Annotated in this window: 16 protein-coding genes and 1 pseudogene; 9 read left to right on the plus strand and 8 right to left on the minus strand. The window is 49.3% G+C overall.

The annotated features are described in order from the left end of the window. Positions 1–149: 149 nt before the first annotated feature. On the minus strand, positions 150–1,439 hold the full coding sequence (locus tag RGU75_RS17715) for an ABC transporter substrate-binding protein (protein ID WP_322238213.1): 1,290 nt from the start codon (positions 1,437–1,439) through the stop codon (positions 150–152). 620 nt (positions 1,440–2,059) lie between these two features. On the opposite strand from RGU75_RS17715, the gene RGU75_RS17720 reads away from it, so the two are divergent. The 3 genes from RGU75_RS17720 (at position 2,060) to RGU75_RS17730 (ending at position 5,630) form a co-directional block, all read left to right on the plus strand. Then, positions 2,060–3,325 carry an ABC transporter substrate-binding protein gene (locus RGU75_RS17720; protein WP_322240644.1) on the plus strand — a complete coding sequence of 422 codons (1,266 nt, stop codon included), beginning with the start codon at positions 2,060–2,062 and terminating at the stop codon, positions 3,323–3,325. 87 nt (positions 3,326–3,412) lie between these two features. After that, a complete protein-coding gene (locus tag RGU75_RS17725; RefSeq protein WP_322238215.1) occupies positions 3,413–4,123 on the plus strand; it encodes a response regulator transcription factor in 711 nt (236 codons plus the stop codon). Between the two features lie 94 nt (positions 4,124–4,217). Further along, positions 4,218–5,630 carry an ATP-binding protein gene (locus tag RGU75_RS17730; RefSeq protein ID WP_416186879.1) on the plus strand — a complete coding sequence of 471 codons (1,413 nt, stop codon included), beginning with the start codon at positions 4,218–4,220 and terminating at the stop codon, positions 5,628–5,630. A 60-nt stretch (positions 5,631–5,690) separates the two neighbouring features. Here the strand turns inward: RGU75_RS17730 and RGU75_RS17735 are convergent, their stop codons facing one another. The 5 genes from RGU75_RS17735 to RGU75_RS17755 all read right to left on the minus strand — a co-directional run bounded on the left by RGU75_RS17735 (position 5,691) and on the right by RGU75_RS17755 (position 9,968). Next, positions 5,691–6,380: a DUF3299 domain-containing protein gene (locus RGU75_RS17735; protein ID WP_322238218.1), complete on the minus strand. Its 690-nt coding sequence runs from the start codon at positions 6,378–6,380 to the stop codon at positions 5,691–5,693. 16 nt (positions 6,381–6,396) lie between these two features. Next, complete coding sequence (locus RGU75_RS17740; protein ID WP_322238221.1) at positions 6,397–7,659, minus strand: ABC transporter permease; 1,263 nt, start codon at positions 7,657–7,659, stop codon at positions 6,397–6,399. Beyond that, positions 7,656–8,369 carry an ABC transporter ATP-binding protein gene (locus RGU75_RS17745; protein ID WP_322238224.1) on the minus strand — a complete coding sequence of 238 codons (714 nt, stop codon included), beginning with the start codon at positions 8,367–8,369 and terminating at the stop codon, positions 7,656–7,658. Before RGU75_RS17745 ends, RGU75_RS17740 begins: the two co-directional genes overlap by 4 nt. Positions 8,370–8,384: 15 nt before the next feature. Beyond that, complete coding sequence (locus tag RGU75_RS17750) at positions 8,385–8,948, minus strand: DUF2796 domain-containing protein (protein ID WP_322238226.1); 564 nt, start codon at positions 8,946–8,948, stop codon at positions 8,385–8,387. A gap of 159 nt (positions 8,949–9,107) precedes the next feature. Further along, the gene (locus tag RGU75_RS17755) at positions 9,108–9,968 is read right to left on the minus strand and encodes a LysR family transcriptional regulator (protein ID WP_322238228.1); all 861 of its coding nucleotides are present in this window, start codon (positions 9,966–9,968) and stop codon (positions 9,108–9,110) included. 126 nt (positions 9,969–10,094) lie between these two features. Here RGU75_RS17755 and RGU75_RS17760 point away from each other — a divergent pair, with 126 nt between their 5' ends. From RGU75_RS17760 to RGU75_RS17770, 3 genes and pseudogenes are all read left to right on the plus strand, one after another. Next, a complete protein-coding gene (locus RGU75_RS17760) occupies positions 10,095–10,622 on the plus strand; it encodes a multidrug/biocide efflux PACE transporter (RefSeq protein WP_322238230.1) in 528 nt (175 codons plus the stop codon). Positions 10,623–10,943: 321 nt separating this feature from the next. Next, positions 10,944–12,302 (plus strand): MATE family efflux transporter, encoded by a 1,359-nt coding sequence (locus RGU75_RS17765; protein WP_322238232.1) that lies wholly within the window; start codon positions 10,944–10,946, stop codon positions 12,300–12,302. Positions 12,303–12,396: 94 nt separating this feature from the next. Beyond that, positions 12,397–13,131 (plus strand): annotated as a pseudogene (locus RGU75_RS17770) (YoaK family protein); the annotation flags it as partial. 159 nt (positions 13,132–13,290) lie between these two features. On the opposite strand, the gene RGU75_RS17775 reads toward RGU75_RS17770, so the two are convergent. After that, positions 13,291–13,662, minus strand: a complete 372-nt coding sequence (locus RGU75_RS17775; protein WP_322238234.1) for a hypothetical protein — start codon at positions 13,660–13,662, stop codon at positions 13,291–13,293. Positions 13,663–14,010: 348 nt separating this feature from the next. Between RGU75_RS17775 and RGU75_RS17780 the strand changes: the two genes are divergently transcribed. Beyond that, positions 14,011–15,078, plus strand: a complete 1,068-nt coding sequence (locus tag RGU75_RS17780; protein ID WP_322238237.1) for an NAD(P)-dependent alcohol dehydrogenase — start codon at positions 14,011–14,013, stop codon at positions 15,076–15,078. 171 nt (positions 15,079–15,249) lie between these two features. Here the strand turns inward: RGU75_RS17780 and RGU75_RS17785 are convergent, their stop codons facing one another. After that, entirely contained in the window at positions 15,250–16,128 is an 879-nt protein-coding gene (locus RGU75_RS17785) for a pirin family protein (RefSeq protein WP_322238240.1), read from the minus strand. 421 nt (positions 16,129–16,549) lie between these two features. On the opposite strand from RGU75_RS17785, the gene RGU75_RS17790 reads away from it, so the two are divergent. Together RGU75_RS17790 and RGU75_RS17795 are read left to right on the plus strand one after the other, a co-directional pair. Next, on the plus strand, positions 16,550–17,743 hold the full coding sequence (locus tag RGU75_RS17790) for a CaiB/BaiF CoA-transferase family protein (protein ID WP_322238241.1): 1,194 nt from the start codon (positions 16,550–16,552) through the stop codon (positions 17,741–17,743). Next, positions 17,740–18,687 (plus strand): hydroxymethylglutaryl-CoA lyase, encoded by a 948-nt coding sequence (locus tag RGU75_RS17795; RefSeq protein WP_322238243.1) that lies wholly within the window; start codon positions 17,740–17,742, stop codon positions 18,685–18,687. The genes RGU75_RS17790 and RGU75_RS17795 overlap by 4 nt, the downstream gene beginning before the upstream one ends. The last annotated feature ends 39 nt before the right edge of the window (positions 18,688–18,726 follow it).

The following is an 18,726-nucleotide window of genomic DNA, read 5'->3' on the forward strand; positions in this document are numbered from 1 at the left end:
CTTCGTTACCGTTGAGATATCTCGTCACAAGGCCCGGTAATTTTTGTGCAAAAGAGTCGATCTTGTTTGGCTGTTAGAACGGACAAGCAAGTGAAAAAAATCGCTTGTATTGCTTGCTCGTTCGGCCACTCGACTCATGCTTTCGATAATTATTTTTGTTGTGGCTTGTACCATTTGGCAAAGCCGGTCTGAATTTGTGCCGCTGCATCTTTTGGTGCCAATTTGCCGTTAATGACTTGTGCATTGACGTTCCACAGTTCATTTTCCATGCTTGGTGTTCCGCGATTGAGGATTTGCGAATTCAGGCGAATGGTTGATGAGCAGGTTTTGCGCCAGTCGATCATTTGTTTGGCGACGGGGTCTTTGACCGATATCAGATGATTGGACAAAGAGAAGAAGCCGGTCACCTTATTGGTATAAATATCGGCGAATTCTTGTGATCCCAACCAGGCCAGGAATTTGTACGCGTCTTCTTTGTTTTTCGACTTTTTGTTGACGCCCATACCGATATCGTTATGGTCGGAGATGTAGCATTTATCGCCAGCTTTTGGCACAGGTGGTGGAAAAGCGCCCATTTCCAATTTGGCATTCGCATTGAAATACGCGATATCCCAGGAGCCTGCGGGATAGATTGCTGCTTTGCCGAGACCGAACAGGTTCTGACTATCGCCATAAGTTTGGGCGCTTGCGCCTTTGGACAGGTATTTGCCTAGCTTGGCCTCGTAGTCAAATACGGACACAAATTGCGGATCGGTGAACTTGGCTTTGCCTGCGATGAGGGCTTTACGGCCTTCCTCACCTTTCCAGTAGTTGGGGCCAAGACCGGTAAACATGACTTGACTAGACTCCCACTGATCTGCAGTACCGATTGAGATAGGCGTATATTTGCCGTTAGCTTTGATGGTATCGAGAATTTTAAAGAACTCGGCCTCGGTCTTTGGCGGCTGAATGTTTAATTCTTTGAAGATTTTTTGGTTATATAAGAAGCCATGTATGACCGAAGCGATAGGCATGCAGAATGTATCTTTTCCATCATCGGTTTGCCATGCGACTTTTGCCGACGGAGGGAAGTTTTCCATGCCGGGTTTGCCATCCAGTTTTTCCAGATTGCCTTTGTTATAAAGTGACAGCGATACATCAAAAGGACGGCAGGCAATCAGGTCGCCAGCGGTGCCACCGGCGAGACGTGCTGTGACGGTGGAGTCGTATTCGGTCGGCGCAGTGGGGGAAAACTTGACCTGAATGCCCGGATTTTTCTTTTGGAATGCAGGAATCAGGACGCTTTCCCAGAGTGCTTTATCGTCGACGCGCCAGCTTTCTATGGTCAATGTGCCGGCTTGGGCAGTGGTGACGGCGGCAAACGTTGCAAGCGTTGCTAGCGCGGTGAGAACGGCATTGCGGAGGGTCTTACTTCCCTGGATTTTGCTGACGGATTGCATGGATTGTCTCCTCTGTATTTTGTGGTGAAGGGCGTTTTGCCGCATTTTTTCGCAGTTTATGGTCTGGCTTGCGGGTTATCCACTTGCCCTCATCCTGCTGTGGATTGACAGTAGCATCATAGGGATTGTGATGCTATCGGTCTTTGTTATGATAGTTAATTGCTACGTAAGTTATTGATTTAATGCGTTTTTTATGGAATTTCCAAGATCGGCAAGTTACATATATTTACACCACGTTGGGGCCGTGTTTACGCTGCCATAGTGTGATGATTTTTGCGCAAGCCGCAGAAGACTTTGCATCAGAAACGAAAGTTAATTGTTCTTTACAAATCTTTACAAAACTAGCGTGAAATTTAGCTAAATGGAGGCTTAAAACCAAATCAAGTCGTGAACTTACGTTATAGTCTCTCGCGATACGGGACAGAAAAACGGTATAAATTATTCACGAATGACGCAAGAAGCCTGATGGATACCAAGCCTGGCCAAAAAAATAAGAAGCAAAAAAGCGCGATAAGTTACACATGTTTAGATAAATAAAAATACAAATGACTGAACAATTAAAAAGGTCGTACTGCGCATTGAGGATTAAGCAATGGCGATGGGGATGGTGCATGGCGATGATGCTGGGATGCGGGTTGTCGCCGTTTTCATACGGCACAAATACCAGCTTTGTAGTGTATTCGCAGGCCAACGCATTGCAAGTTTTACATTGGTGGACCTCAGACAGTGAGCGCAAAGCCGTTAAGGTCCTCTCGGATCGGTTGGTGGATGAAAACATTGAATGGCGCAATGCAGCAATACCGGGCGGGGCCGGTGTCGGGGCTAGCAAAGTCTTGAAGAGCAGAGTGTTGGCGGGGCATGCGCCCGAGGTGACCCAATTGAATGGTGTGGTCTTTGGCGAATGGGCTGATCTTGGCCTATTGCTGGAACTGGATGATGTATCGAGGCCTGGCAATTGGAAAAAACTATTGTTTCCAACGGTGTGGTCATTGGTGCAAAATCGGGATCATGTTGTTGCTGCTCCGATCGGTATCCAACGTATCAATATGCTGTTTTACAACAAGAAGATATTTGATCGATTGGAGTTGATTGCGCCCAAAACATGGGCCGATTTTGATCGTGTCGCATTCAAATTAAAACAGGCGGGCGTCGTTCCTTTGGCACAGAGTAGCGAGGCATGGCAAGTCGCAACCTTGTTCGAAACGTTGGTTTTGGCAGAAAGTGGTCCCGCATTTTATCGCCGATTGTTTGTCGACATGAACGCTAAAGCTTACGCCGATCCTCGTCTGGCGCATGCACTGAAACGATTGCGCGGACTTAAACAATGGATGCCGATGCCACTTCGGGAGCAGCCCTGGAACGAGATGACGCGGCAACTTGCCGATGGTGATGCTGCGATGTTTGTGATGGGGGATTGGGTAAAAGGTGAGCTACGTGCGTGGGGCAAGATAACCGACGTTGATTTTGGATGCAGTACGGTGCCGGGAACGGATGAGTATCATCTTTATAGCGTTGATACGTTGGCGATGTTTGCCGGAGATTATTCGCATCAACAGGCGCAGGAGAAACTCGCGCAGGTCTTGATGTCGGCAACGGTTCAAACCGATTACAATCAAGTAAAAGGGTCGATTTCAGTCTGGCGTGATCCCAATAAAGCGAAAATGGATAGTTGTGCGCTGGCATCGTGGCGTACGTTCAGCAAAGGCGGCGCGTTTCAGGCACCAAGTCTGGTGCATAGAATGGCGACTGATGAGACAACAAAGGATGCCATCGTTGCGGAAGTACGGCGCTATTTTATGGACGATCAAATAACTGAATTGGATACGCAGCGTCGTCTAGCGGCAATAGCGCGCAGCTCACCTAAAATAGAGCGTCCTGAGGAATGAGTGAGATCACACCCACACATTTATCGATGTATCCAGTCGTTTTTCAACTTATGTATCCACTCTTGTACCTACTCTTGAAGCCTCACTATGCGTAAGATTTTGATCGTTGACGATGACCAGAAAACCCGGATCTTGTTAAAGGCCTATCTTGAAAAAAATCAGTATGAAGTCATGCTGGCGCATAACGGCGAAACTTTTCTGGCAGAATTTCAGCGTTTTGCTGACGAGTTGTCGCTGGTTATCCTGGATGTCATGTTGCCTGACACGGATGGTTTTGCATTGTGTAAAATCGTCCGTCGCCGCTCAAATGTGCCGATTATCATGCTGACAGCCAGCTCAGATGAAACTGATCGGGTTGTTGGTCTGGAGTTAGGCGCGGATGATTATATGGGCAAGCCTTATAGCCCGCGCGAGTTGCTGGCGCGGATCAAGGCAATCCACCGGCGCATGGGATTCGATAACGCCGCTGCACCGCGGTATTACCGGTTTCTGGGTTTTACGCTGGATACGGTCGAAAGAACCGTTGTTGACGCCGAACAAAAACTGGTGGCGTTGACTGGACTGGACTATCAATTGTTGAAGTATTTTGTCGCGCATCCGGGCGATATTTTGGATCGCACCGTATTGTGTGAAGAAACCCGAGGTCGGGATTCGGGGCCGATGGATCGTTCGCTGGATGTCCAGATTAGCAAGTTGCGAGATCGTCTGAACGATGATGGCAAATCACCGCAGTTGATCAAAACTGTACGTGGCGCAGGTTACGTATTTTCTGCTGACGTTGTTTCTTCCGCCATTTAGGCTCAGGTTGGCAAACACAACTACCCATCGATTTATTACCCGTGTTTTGGCGCGGGTATTGCCGCATTCGCTGCTTGGGCAATTGTCGGTGGTGATGGTGTTGGGCATATTAGTGACACAATTAGTCGGTGGGTTGATTTGGGCTACTCAACTACGATCTAAATCAGAAATAGAAACCCGGATCGCGGCGCAGCATCTCGGTCATAGTGCCGTTAGTGCCATCCGTTATTTCAAGAGTTTGCCCGCCAATTATCGACCAATCATGATTCAGCAATTGCGCGAAATGGGCGGCACGCGCTTCTTCGTGAACGCCAATAACGCCCCGATTCTGATTCAACCAATTGGCAAGAACGCGTTAGCTGATCTGGCAAGCCAGACTGTCCTCAAAACTCTCAAGGAAGAGCTGCCATTTTTGCCCGAGTTTCGACTCGCTTTTGCGTGGCCGGATGATGTGAATGTATCAGACGACGGATTGAAAATTGCGGATTTACCGGACAATTGGGTACAACATATTTTATTGATTAAACCAAATCCCGCGCCAGTGTTGGTGATCCAGACCCAGCTCGAACCGGGCAAATGGTTATATCTTGCGGCGCTGATGCCCAATCCCTATTTTTTGGAAAGTAACGGTCCTTTGTCGCCAGATCGTTTGGTATTGCAGGCTTTGTCGCTGGCGGCGGTATTGCTGCTATCGATATTGGTGGTGCGCTGGACGACGCGCCCGCTGGCCGCACTGTCGGATGCGGCAGAAGCTTTTGGAAAAGGTGAGACCGTACCAGAGTTGCCGGAAACCGGCAGTCGCGAGTTTGTCAAAACGGCGCGTGCCTTTAGCGCAATGCGTGAAAGGATAAAGCGTTATCTGGAGGATCGCGAGCGTTTGTTCGCTTCTATCTCGCATGACTTGCGCACTCCCATTACGCGTCTGAAACTACGTACCGAACTGCTCGATGATGACGCGATGCGCGCCGATTTTCACGAGGACCTGGATGAACTGGACATGATGGTGAAGGGCGCATTGCAATCGGTAAAGGATAGCGATATACATGAAAATCGTACCGAGGTCCGGCTTGATGCATTGATACAAAGAATGATCCGTGATGCGCTGATGGCCGGTCATGCGGTGGCATTTGAGGAATCTGGATTGACAGTGATGGCGAAACCGCTGGCACTCAAACGTGCAATCGGCAACCTGTTTGATAATGCACTTTTTTACGCTGAAAGGGTGGAGATTTCTGTGCGGCAGATTAGCGCGCAGTCAGCAAATGAGGGGTCAGATAATATTGAAATTCAGATTCGGGATCATGGGCCTGGCGTGCCTGAACAGGCGTTTAGCAGTTTGTTCCAGCCTTATTTACGACTTGCACATGGTCGTGAATTAAATGCCAACGGAATGGGACTTGGCCTGGGAATTGCGCGAAACATTGTGCAAGCGCATGGTGGGGAGTTATTGCTGGTGAATCATCCTGAAGGTGGATTGGTGGCGACAATTGTGTTGCCGCGCACCTAAAGATCAGTCTTGATTTTGACGCACTGATTGTTTCGCTCATTGTTTCATTTATTGCTTCATTTATTGTTTTGTATCGCCGTCTTTGTACATCTCAACGTTTTGCGCCACCAGAGAATAACCGGCATCGCCCATGTCGGTGGATGTTGGTTTAACGTTTAATACGCCACTGATCCATACAGCATCCATCGTACGCACGCCCTTGATGGCGTTGGTGCTGTTGACGTGAATAATCTGGTTTGCAGGCGGCGGTGGTACATGGATGCAGCCGCCAAAATACGGAACGAGTAAGAATTCTTTGAGCGCATCGCCTTCGCGATCCAGCGACACCACGAATCCCGGAATTTTGACCATTTTGCCGTTCATCGCAGGATTGATCGGTGCACTTTTCCAGTAATCCTTGGCTTTTTGGAGCGCTGCTTCTGCACGTGGATCAGCGTCGTCGAGCTTGTTAAGATCGATTCCCTTGAACGGCTTCATCGGGTCCCAACTGGCGGGGGCAAGGTCTTCCCATTTTATTTCTTGAAACGGCGACTTGATTGCTGGCGCAGTCTTGGTTGGGTTTGATGCTACCAGCGGATTCTGTTGCAGGCGGTCGCCAATTTTGTAGCCGCCATCTTGCGTCGCTAATTGTGCCGCCGCCGATGCTTTAAGCGCTGCTGTTGCATTGCGGTCAGCCACCACATAACGTCCTACCATTCCAGTACCCAGACCTGCGATGACGATTGCCAGGATCCATAAAAATATTTTCATAGCCAACCTCTTATATTTACACTCGGGGCGTTAATCCGTCGGATAGACTGAGCCGATACGCTCGCAATCCCGGCAGCAGACTAGCGACCAGACCGCCAATGATGGTCCATAGCAATAGGAATAATTCTCCTGTCGTGGGGAGTGCTGGATGTAAGGCGATACCGAATTCCGTCACCAATAGCGGTCCTAGCATCACAATGGCGAGATTTAATATCACAATCCCGAGCAGTACGCCGATCAACATCACGACAAAACCCTCTATTGCGAGCAGAAAAAAGATGTCTATCGGGTGCGCGCCCACGGAGCGCAGGATGGCTAACTCGCGACGTCGTTCGCCCAGACTGGCAAGGATAGAGGATACCAATCCGGCCAGTCCGACGACGACGACCATGGCGGAGACGGCTAACAGCGCTTTTTCGCCGATACCGACCACTTGCCACAACTCATCCAATGCGACGCCCGGCAAGACCGCCATCTGCGGATCGTCCTTATCGTCGGCAATGGCGCGCTGCAAGGCAAAAACGCTGGCACGATTTTTTAGTCCTACGAGAACGGCCGTGACAGTTTTGGGCGTCAGATCGAATTTTTTAACCATTTCCGATGGGATCATCAATCCCTTGATCGGCGCGCCGCCTTCCCAGTCGAGATGGATCGCTTCCATCCCGTCGAGGCCGATGTGTACGGTGCGATCGACCGGCGTTCCGGTTATCGCTAAAATTCCACTGACGACGAAGGGTTTATCAGCATGTTCGGTCAAATGCGCATCGCCGCTTCCATGGCTGAGGATAATTTTGTCACCGAGTTTGTAGTGCAATTGTTGTGCGACGTCGGCCCCGAGTACGGTCTGAAACACGTCATGGAACGGCTGGCCAGATGCGAAAAGCAGCGGTTGTTTGTCGCCATAGTGAAAATGCGTGAAATAGTCGCCATTGGTTGCCAACACGGGAAAGCCACGATGCGAGTCGCCCAGCGATAGCGGAATAGTCCAGGCAACGGCGGGATTATGCGCGAGTTTTTGGGCGCTATCCCAACCGATATTGTTGGTGGCGCCACCGATATGAAAGATCGCATAAAGCATCAGTTGCACTGAGCTGGTACGGGCACCGACCACCAGATCAGTACCGGATACGGATTGGGAAAAACTCTCGCGCACGTCGTGCCGAATACGCTCTATGCCCAATAACAATGTCGTTGATAAGGCAATTGCTAATAGGATTAGCCCAAGTGTAAAGCGGCGATTCCATGCACTGCGCGCGGCCAGACGAATCAGCATGCTCATGCCTGATCCTCCAGGTGGGCAGCATGATTGAGTTCGTTTAACGCTAACCGGTGGCTAAAGCGCGATGCCAGCCGCTGATCATGGCTAACGAAGAGCAACGTAGAACGTGCTTGTTCACACTCTCGCTGCATCAGATCCAGGAACCGTTGTTGGCGATCGGCGTCGAGTGCTGATGTTGGTTCGTCGGCAACGATGATCTCGGGTTGGCCGATCAATGCGCGGGCGGCAGCAACCCGTTGTTGCTGCCCTATGGATAGTTGCGTCACCGGTTTGCGCCATAACGATGGTGCCAGATCAAGACTGTGTAGTAAAGATTCAGCAGCATTCCGTAACGTGGTGCCCTGCGCCACTGCACGTTGGCGTCGATAGCGGGAAAAATGGCATGGAAGCAATACATTATCGAGGATTGATAAGTACGGAATCAAATTGAATTGCTGGAAAATAAAACCTATGTGATCAACCCTAAACTGGTCTCGCGCCGAGGCAGAAATACTATGGAGCTCAGTATCAAGTATCGTGATGGTTCCGCGTTGCGGCACCACAATACCGCCGATCAATGCCAGCAATGTGCTTTTGCCACTACCACTTGGCCCCGCGATAAATACCTGATCCTGACGATCTACCTTTAATGCATCCATTTGCAAGGTCGGCACAGACTGTCCGGGCCAACTGAACGATACGTCATCTAATTTAATGACTACTTCACTCATGACATTACACGCATTTTATTCCCAGGACAGAAGTGTGGCCGATGGTCGTAGCGTGGCGGCTAGCTGGTTTTTTTGCGTCACCATTTGCACATCAATTTTCTGAAAGCCTTTGAATTTTGCAAATAAGTTAACGTCAATAGTTTTTAAAAGATGAGGATTTTCACACTGTAAAACGATATCGGCATCAAGGTCAGCATGTACCGCTGCTTTTGCGGTGGCGTTGATCTTGGTCGCAGGCGTTGGCGACTCGCCAAGGAGTATCGGATCGATCGCATTGGATGCCAGTTTGACCGATATAGGGCGACATTCTGCGGCAGGCGTTGTCACGAATATTTTGCTGGCGTTGCGAAGTTGAAGCGCCATTTTTTGGGCCGCCGCGCGATCTTTGGTATTTTTTGCGGCGTGCTCGAATCCGAGCAGATTGATTAATGGTGTGTCCAGATGGAGCGTAATTTGTGCGCCATCAATTGCCACATCCAGTTTGCCGACGCCATGGACGTGTGCTTCGTGCGCGATTGCAGGTGAGAGTGCCAAGCAGAGCAGGGCGCTAATGGCGACGCTAGAAAATATGTGCTTCATGTTGTCCTTCATATTTTTTGATTCAATGTCGACTAAATTTGCAGGTATGTTTATTGTGCAACAGTGTTGCATTATAAATCTAAACCATCTTTTCGTTGATCGGAGAATGTTTCAATTGGTGACAGTTATTGTGTTTATTTTGTTTTCAATGGTCCGTTTCTAAGGGGCCAGCAAAGACGCCAATAACCAACCGCCAGCTTGGCCCAATCCATGTCTTCTAGACCAGACTGCGTCAACCTGAACCGATTTTGGCCATCCGCGTACTTGTAGTTCCAGTAAGCCATCGGCGGCGAAGCGTTGTGCCAACCATCGTGGAAGCTCGGCCCAACCGAAGCCCAGTTCCGTCATCTCAAGCAGTAATAAGTAGCTGGAAGCCGACCAGCAAAGGCCACGGCGGCGCTCGATGATGTCATTAAGGTAAGTGTTGAGCCGGAGTTCACGGGCGTTGTGCAGCATTTCCGTGGTGACAGGCGTAGCAGTTGCGAGAGGGTGACGCTTGCTGACATACAACCCAATCTCTGAACGTTCAGACATGGATTCGAATCCCACGTCGGGTGGATAGTCTGGCTGCGCGCCGACCAAACCAAGCTGCGCGCGGCCTTCTTGTACCAGGGCGACAACGTCGGTATGTTCGGCAATCATGCATTCAAGTTCCAACTCAGGGTAACGCTGTTCAAATTCGGTCAGGATCGATTCGAAGCGATTCGATTGATACATATCTGATAACACTAATGTAAGCGTCGGTTCCAAGCCATCAGCCAGTCGATGGGCTGAACGGGACAGACGATCATTGGCGTCCAGCACTTGTTGTGCGTGGATTAACATCGCTTTGCCATGTTCAGTCAAAGTAGGCCGCCGCGTAGTGCGGTCAAACAATAGTAGGCCAAAATCAATTTCGAGATTGGCGATGGCCTCGCTGACGGTTGACTGTTGTTTGTTCAATTTGCGCGCAGCAGCGGAGAACGATCCTAACGTTGCCGCTTCGACAAACATGAATAAAGATTCAAGAGAATGTGACATGACCGAGGTTATTTCAGTTGTTTATATTTTAATATATCGGAAATTCCGATGGTTACTCATTTTTTAGTATCAGTAAAAGCAAGGAGAATAGCAAGGATCAGTTATAAATAAAGCTTAGGAGCTTGTATGCGTATCACCGAACACACCAGTCACGTCAGTCACGTCAGTCACGTCAGTCAGACCAGTGACACCAGCCAGACCAATAAAACCAATAATATCCATACCAAAAAATCGTTTGCCGAGCGCGGATTTCACGCCTTGACCTTCGAGTTGTTGGCCGTTGCCATCAGCGCGCCGGCACTGTCCTGGCTAATGGGTGTATCGATGGCCCACGCTGGCTTGCTTACATTAATGATTTCGCTCATTGCGATGGTTTGGAATGTTGTCTTTAATGCGCTGTTTGACCGGATTGAGCGACGTATGAATCTGGTACGGACATTTGGCGTTCGTGTCATTCATGCAATTTCATTCGAATTAGGACTGATTGTGACGGTGGTTCCATTGGCCGCGTGGTGGTTGAATTTGAGTTTGCTGGATGCGTTCGTGCTCGATATCGGCTTGCTCCTTTTCTTTTTGCCCTATACGTTGCTGTTCAACATAGGCTACGACAAAGTACGCGAAGCCCTGATTAAAAGACGCCTGGCAACTTCTTAACCGCAACAAAACCGTTCTGAACGTTGTTTGGGGCGGACTCTCATTGCACTGGTTTGTCAGTAGGTGCGCGGCTCATGCCAGCTTTATAAATCCAGTTTGATTGCCCACTGCGCAACAATGGATCAATAGGCCCGATCACGCAGGTTATCTCTGTGATGGTTTATTTTTTACTGTTAGCCCGATTTCATTTTTCTCCAACGTTGAACAGGTGGCGTAACGCCCCGATTGCAACGCATCAGATCGACTTTTCTGCTAATACGCTACTAAAATTAACGCTCTACTGAAATCGTGCATTTCTTACACAATAGAAAATCACGTTTTATGCACAACACTTCCACAAAATCCCTGTTAAAACAATTTATTGCCTTAGCGATTCCGACTTTGCTTTCAGGTTGGGTGTACACCCTCTACACGTTCGTTGACGGCATTTTTATAGGACGCTATCTCGGGGCAGAATCACTAGCGGCGCTCAATCTGCTGGTCCCTTTGTTGTATGTGCCTTATGCCGTCAGTCTGATGATTGGCGTCGGCGGTGCGACGTTAATTGCACGTTTATCTGGCGAGGGACGCTTCGATGAAGCGCGTCGCGTATTTACTCAAGCGTTATGGACGATGCTTGCTATAGGCATTGGGCTAAGCGTCGTGGTGTTAACCAACACGTCAAAAATAGCAGAAATGATGGGCGCGACCGGCCATTTGGCAATTCTGGTGGAAGACTATCTGCGCGCATACGCATGGTTTATTTTGTTTGCGCAAGCGTTGTACGCGCTAGAATTTTTCTTACGTACCGAGGGGACAAAAGCGGCGACATTTGGTTTGTACGCGATGTTGTTGGGTGCCTTTGTGAATGTTGTTTTAGATTATTACTTTATCGTTGTCCTTCCGCTTGGCATGCAAGGGGCTGGATTGGCGACGGGAATCAGTATGCTGGTCTCGAGTTTCACCATGTTGAGTTATCACGTTTTCAAAGCAAAAAATATCAAACCTTGCTGGAATGCGTTTAAAGATGGCAGTAATGTCGGAACGATTTTGTACAACGGTTCGTCGGAATTTTTGGGAGCGATTGCCGCCGTCGTCACCATCTTTGTTTTCAATCGACTAGTGTTGAACACATATGGTGAGAGCGGATTGGCCGCTTACGCTATTTTGGAATACATGACGCTGGCCGCCACCGTCACCATGGTTGGTTTGGTTCAAAGTATGCAGCCGATGATCAGCTTTTATCGCGGAGCAAATCAGCCCCGCGCGATGCACGTGGTCTTTGCTTTTGGAGCGACCTCAGTGATGGCCGTTGCCGTGATCATTGCGGTTGTCATGTGCGTATTTTCCAGACAGCTAACGTTTCTTTTTCTGCCCGATGGTGGATCAGCATGGGAAATATTGGCGCCAGTGATCATCTGGTATGCGCTGGCTTTCTTGCCAGCAGGTTGTAACTTGATTGCAGCCGGTTATCTGACTGCGGTTGAGCGTCCCGGTGCTTCTGCGATTATTGCCATTTTGCGAAGTTGGGTTTTGTTGCTGGGTTCTTTATGGCTACTAAATACCTATTTGGGTGGCAAGACAATCTGGTATGCATTATTAATTACGGAACTCTTAACCTTGGCGGCTAGTGGATGGCTTATCTGGAGATATCAACGTGAAGGCAGGCCCACACCGTCCAGCCACATGATCCATGGGTGAGATGCGCTGGCGATGTTGGAATTGAGGGGTTGTGTAGTTACTTACTGTGACAAATCGTGATGGCACGGCAATGGCGGAGTATGATCAGGCAACTATGCCGATACCTTACTTAAGACAACTCACCGGCCGGGAGCGCAGCCAGCGGGGCAATATTCATCTGGCCTGCTTCTTGTCATTCATTGCAGGGGCGATCAATGCCGGAGGTTTTTTGGCGGTGGGACAATATACGTCTCACATGTCAGGAATTATTTCTTCGATGAGCGATAACCTGGCGCTTGGTTCAATTGGCTTCCTGTTGTCCGGCCTGGCATCACTTCTGTTTTTTACGTTTGGGGCAGCCTGTTGCGCGATTTTTATTAATTGGAGTCGAAAACGCGATCTCCATGGAGAGTATGCGATACCCCTTATGTTAGAGGCTGCATTGCTATTATTGTTTGGCTTGTTGGGGAGCAATTTGGAAAACCATCAATGGTTGTTGGTACCGTTCACGGTCTTGTTGCTGTGCTTCATTATGGGTCTGCAAAATGCCATTATCACTAAAATCTCCAAGTCAGAGATTCGTACAACCCACATGACTGGGATGGTCACCGACATTGGTATCGAATTGGGAAAATTGCTCTATTGGAACAGCGCGCGGCATGATCAAAAATTATCAGTCCATGCTGATCTGAATAAACTGCGTTTGCTTGGAACGTTAGTGTTTCTATTTTTTTGCGGCGGCTTTGTCGGTGCGTTGGGATTTAAAAAAGTAGGATTTATTTCGACAGTGCCGCTGGCTGCAACTTTGGTGGTGTTAGCCATGGTTCCCATTGCAGATGATGTGTGGCGAATGGTGCGGGGATTTTTACGAGAACCTAAATAAAGCATGCAAAGTCATAGTGTATAAAAAAACCGCGATCCTTACTAAGAACGCGGTTTTTTTATTTGAATTTCAGACAAACTTTACGAATGCGGATTTGCTTTAAAGCGAAATATGCCTAAAATTCAATCAAGCTTTTGCGTGTGCGTAGACTCTGGCTTTTTCAGCATTGACCATTAATTGCTTTTGCGCCGAGGTCAAATGCAGATGCGGGGTGTCGCCGGCTATAGTGGCATATTCATCTTCATGGACTGCTTTAAATGTCACAAAAAAAGCGTCGCCGGGCAGGCCGGTATCTTTTTTAACCATGACAACCGCGTAAATTGCGGTATGTAAATTAGCAATGCTAGTGCAAGCAGCTTCCAGTGTGGCATGGACTTTTTGCGCTGGGGTGTTCTTCGGGAATAGTGTATACAAAGCATTAAAAGCAACGCTGTCACTATCGCTTGCTGCTTTTTGGATGAGTGCCGTTACGGCGGGTAGTTGTGCTTCAATGATCACGAGATTCTCCAACAGTATATGGGAGCCAAGATGTTGCGAGTGGCTGGGGGCGCATTATCCACTATAAATTGTGATGCAATATTTTGTTTGATGTTTATTGTTGTTGGAGGTCAAGAAATGGTGTTGGGCAGCGCGGTTTGGGTCGAGAAATTATGTAGCAAGATTACATAATTTTTACTTACTTAGGCGATAGTCTGGTTTTTGACACTTGTTCTTTTGAATAAAAAGAGATTGTGCGCAGCAGCAAAATCGACCCTCGCGGGAAAATTTTATCCGATAGGGTTACCATTGTTGCCTTAAGCGATGCTGATCGCTGTTTTTTGTTTTACCTAACAAAGGAAATTGAAAATGCCTAAAGCAATTGGATACGCCGCACAGTCGGCGCAAACACCCTTAGCACCATTCACCTTTGATCGTCGGGAACCAGGTCCGCACGATGTCCAAATCGACATTTTGTATTGTGGGGTCTGCCATTCTGACCTGCATACTGCGCGCGATGAATGGCATAACACCATCTATCCAAGTGTACCGGGCCACGAAATTGTGGGGCGTATTACCAAGGTTGGTACTCATGTAAAAGCCTTTAAAGTAGGCGAAATGGCTGGCGTCGGTTGCATGGTCGATTCATGTCAGACTTGTCCGAGCTGCGCAGAAGGCCTTGAACAATATTGTGAGACCGGCTTCATCGGCACTTATAACGGTGAAGATAAGCATAGCGGCGGCGTGACTTTTGGCGGTTATGCTAACAATATCGTCGTCAGTGAAAAATTTGTTTTACATATTTCAGACAAACTCGATCCGGCGTCGGCGGCTCCACTTTTATGTGCCGGTATCACGACTTATTCACCGTTACGCCATTGGAAGGTCAGCAAAGGCCACAAGGTTGGTATCGTTGGATTAGGCGGTCTTGGCCACATGGGCGTAAAAATTGCCCATGCAATGGGCGCACACGTGGTGTTGTTCACGACGTCGCCAAACAAGATAGATGATGCGTTGCGCCTGGGTGCCGATGAGGTTGTCATCTCTAAAGATCCTGACCAAATGGCAAAACACGTCAATAGTTTCGACTTCATTCTGAATACCGTGGCTGCACCGCATAATCTGGATCATTTCTTAAACTTGCTAAAGCGTGATGGAGCGATGACATTAGTCGGCGCGCCAGCCGAATCGCATCCTTCACCGAACGTGTTTAATTTGATCATGAAACGACGCACCTTGGCGGGATCACTCATCGGCGGTATCAAGGAAACGCAAGAAATGCTGGATTTCTGTGCTGAGCACGGGATTACTTCGGATATTGAGTTGATTCCGATTCAGGACCTCAATACAGCTTACGAACGCATGCTCAAAAGCGATGTTAAATATCGCTTTGTGATTGATATGGCGTCACTGGCGAAGGAAAAAGCGGCCGCCTGATTTTGGTCGATTTAATATTCGGCGAATGTAAAAAAAACCATGCTGGCTTTTGCCAGGATGGTTTTTTTATTGATTCATGGCGCGATACCATTTTCGAGCATCAGTGCTTTATGGCTAGACACGTTTTGTAGTATTTAATATTTTCATGGCCCGCTGGCATGCTGGTCATGACTAACTTTGGGGCAGCGGAATAAACTCCGTTTCGCCCGGTACGGACGGAAAAATATTCTGCTCTTGATTTAACCAAGCCAGTTTAGCGCGTTCGATCCGCTCCTTTGTGCTCGCCACGAAATTCCACCAGAGAAAGCGGGGACCATCAAGCGGTTCACCACCTAAAATCATGAAGGCGGTATCGCGCGGTGCAACCACGGTGACCGTGCTCCCGGATTTAAGCACAATCAATGCGCCTTGATCCACCGCTTGACCATCGACCGTCAACGCCCCACTAATGATGTAAATAGCGCGTTCAGCATAATCGGGTGTTACTTGCATGCTTGTACCCGCAGCGAGTCTGGCAGAAACGTACAGCGTATCGCTGTGTGTTTTGACGGGAGATGTCTGACCAAATGCTGTTCCTACCAGGACGTGGTACGTTGCACCTTCTAATTGCACAAAGGGAAGATCTGCTTCCGGATAGTGCCAAAAGCCGGGTGTCGTTTCTTCGTCTTTTTGTGGCAGAGCCACCCACATTTGCAGGCCCTGAACGGCCACGCCTTGTTGGCGAATATCTTCAGGCACGCGTTCTGAGTGCGTGATTCCTCGCCCCGATGTCATCCAGTTAATATCGCCCGGTACGATGCGTTGCACGCTGCCCAGACTATCGCGATGCATCATCGCACCAGAGAACAGATAGGTAACGGTCGCTAATCCGATATGTGGATGAGGCCGAACGTCGCCTGAACTACCTTCGGTCGAAAACGTATAGGGTCCCATGTGATCGAAAAAAACAAAGGGCCCGACAGTCCTCACCTCCGCGGCTGGCAACAAACGCCTGACCGGGAAGCCGATATCGCGGACATGTGCGTGAATGATGTGGCTGATGCTACTCATTAGGTAATCCTTTTCGTTTAACTCTTTGCATTTTTGATGTTTATCGAAAAATCTATCGGTGAGATATCATCTAAAAAAATCATCTAAAAAAAATCATCTAAAAAATTGCCTAAATGTGACTTACGGTATTTTAGCGTGCAAAAGACTGCCAAGTGGGACGCGTTACGAAACGTCGGGAAAGCCTGAAAAGTGCACATACATGTACTGGGCCGTAAGGCACAAGCGAGCGTTGCATGGCCTAAGGACATTGAGTAAAAACTATTTTAATAGCATTCTATCCAGCCAATCGGCAGGCATTATAGTAATAAAAACACAACATTGCAATCGCGCAAATGCTCCCTGATAAATTAGGATTGGACGAAAGTCCCGCTCTCCCTCTATCCTCCTCCTATTCTGAATAAAATGATAAATGGAGATTGTAATGAGTGGACCGCTTAAAGGTATCCGTGTCATCGAAATTGGCACGTTGATCGCCGCACCTTTCGCCGCCCGCATGATGGGTGAGTTCGGTGCAGAAGTAATAAAAATCGAAGCTCCCGGTGTCGGTGACCCTATTCGAAAATGGAGAAAGCTCTACGAAGGCACATCGCTTTGGTGGTATCTCCAATCGCGCAACAAAAAATCCATTTCAATCAATTTGAAGTCTCCTGAAGGCATCGAGATCATTAAGCGTCTTGTCAGTAATGCCGACGTTCTGATCGAAAACTTGAAGCCCGGTGCGATGGAGAAACTGGGTTTGGGGTGGGACGTGCTCCATGCCTTGAATCCGAAACTGACGATGGTACGCATCTCTGGCTATGGTCAGACTGGCCCGTATAAGGATCGCCCTGGATTTGGTGCCATTGGTGAGGCCATGGGCGGTATCCGTTACACAACGGGTGAACCAAATGGCGCTCCGGCCCGTGTTGGTGTCAGTTTAGGTGACTCACTCGCATCCTTGCACGCCGTAATGGGCGCCTTGATGTCGGTATTGCGCGTCAAGACGGGTCAGGGCGACGGTCAGGTGGTGGACGTGTCACTGGTGGAGAGTGTCTTCAACGTGATGGAAAGTCTGATTCCCGAATATGATTTGCTCGGTCATGTGCGCGAACGTAGCGGTGGCGCTTTGCCTGGAATTGCTCCTTCGAATACCTATCCGACTCGTGACGGCGCTTATGTCGTTATAGCTGGCAATAGCAATCCCATTTTTAAGCGCCTGATGCAGGCTATTGGACGCGCTGATCTGGCTGATGATCCACATTTCGAACACAACGATGGACGCGTCGCACAGGTCGTGTTGCTCGATGCAGCGATTGCCGGTTGGACCTCAGCGAATGCGATCGAAGACGTATTGGCGACGCTGGAAAAGGCTGGCGTACCGGCAGGGCGAATATACTCTGTTGCCGATATTGTGGCCGATCCTCATTATCAGGCGCGGGATATGCTTTTGTCGGCAGAGTTGCCCGGCGGCGTGCATGTCAAAATGCCCGGGATTGTGCCTAAACTGTCGGAAACACCGGGCCAGGTGAATTGGCAAGGTCCAGCGCTGGGCGCACACACAGCCGAAGTACTTACTGAGTTAGGCTTGGGCGATAGCGAAATTCAACGATTAAGAGATACCGGAGTCATCCAATGATCACCGACTTTTCTGAACGACTGATCGTGCAGGAAGTAGCACCGCGGGATGGCCTGCAAATTGAGCCGAGGTGGGTTTCTACAGACAATAAAGTAGCGTTGATTGATCAGCTCTCTGGCGCTGGCTTTAGCCGTATTGAAGCCGGTTCTTTTGTGTCGCCCAAGGCGATTCCCGCGTTACGTGACGGTGAAGAGGTTTTCGCACGAATCCGACGCCAGCCGGGCGTTGTGTACGTTGCCTTGATACCGAACCGGAAGGGTGCTGAACGCGCGATCCATGCGGGCGTCGATGAGCTTAATCTCGTGATGTCCGCAAGTCAGACGCACAATCGCGCCAATATGCGGATGCGTTGCGAGGAATCGTTGGCGGCGTTTGGTGACGTCGTGGCGTTGGCTGCGGGGACTGGACTCTCGCTTAACGGAACGATTGCCACAACCTTTGGTTGTCCATTTGAAGGAAAAATTGACGAAGACCGCGTGATGGGGTTCGTGGAGCAGTATCTGGAGATGGGAATCGGGGCTATCACGCTGGCAGATACGACTGGGATGGCTAATCCGCGCCAGGTCGCACGTTTGGTTGAACGCGTACTCAGGACACTACCGTCATCGGCGTTGACATTACATTTCCATAACACGCGTGGACTCGGCCTCGCGAACGTCCTTGCGGCGTATGAGGTCGGTGCGCGACGTTTTGACTCAGCCCTTGGTGGTCTGGGAGGTTGCCCATTCGCACCCGGCGCGTCGGGCAATATATGCACCGAAGATCTGGTGAATCTCTGCGAAGAAATCGGCATTGAAACAGGTATCGACTTGCCAAAACTGATCGCTATGTCGCGCCAGTTGCCAGCGTTGCTCGGTCATGAAGTGCCTGGACAGGTAGCCAAGGCCGGTCGCAACTGTGACCGCCATCCTGCACCTTGGGAACAGGAAATAACGACCGTTTAGCCTGGTGATGGTTGGCCTTCCGAATAATTAACGCCGCTA

Source organism: Glaciimonas sp. CA11.2, from assembly GCF_034314045.1.
Taxonomy (GTDB): Bacteria; Pseudomonadota; Gammaproteobacteria; order Burkholderiales; family Burkholderiaceae_D; genus Glaciimonas.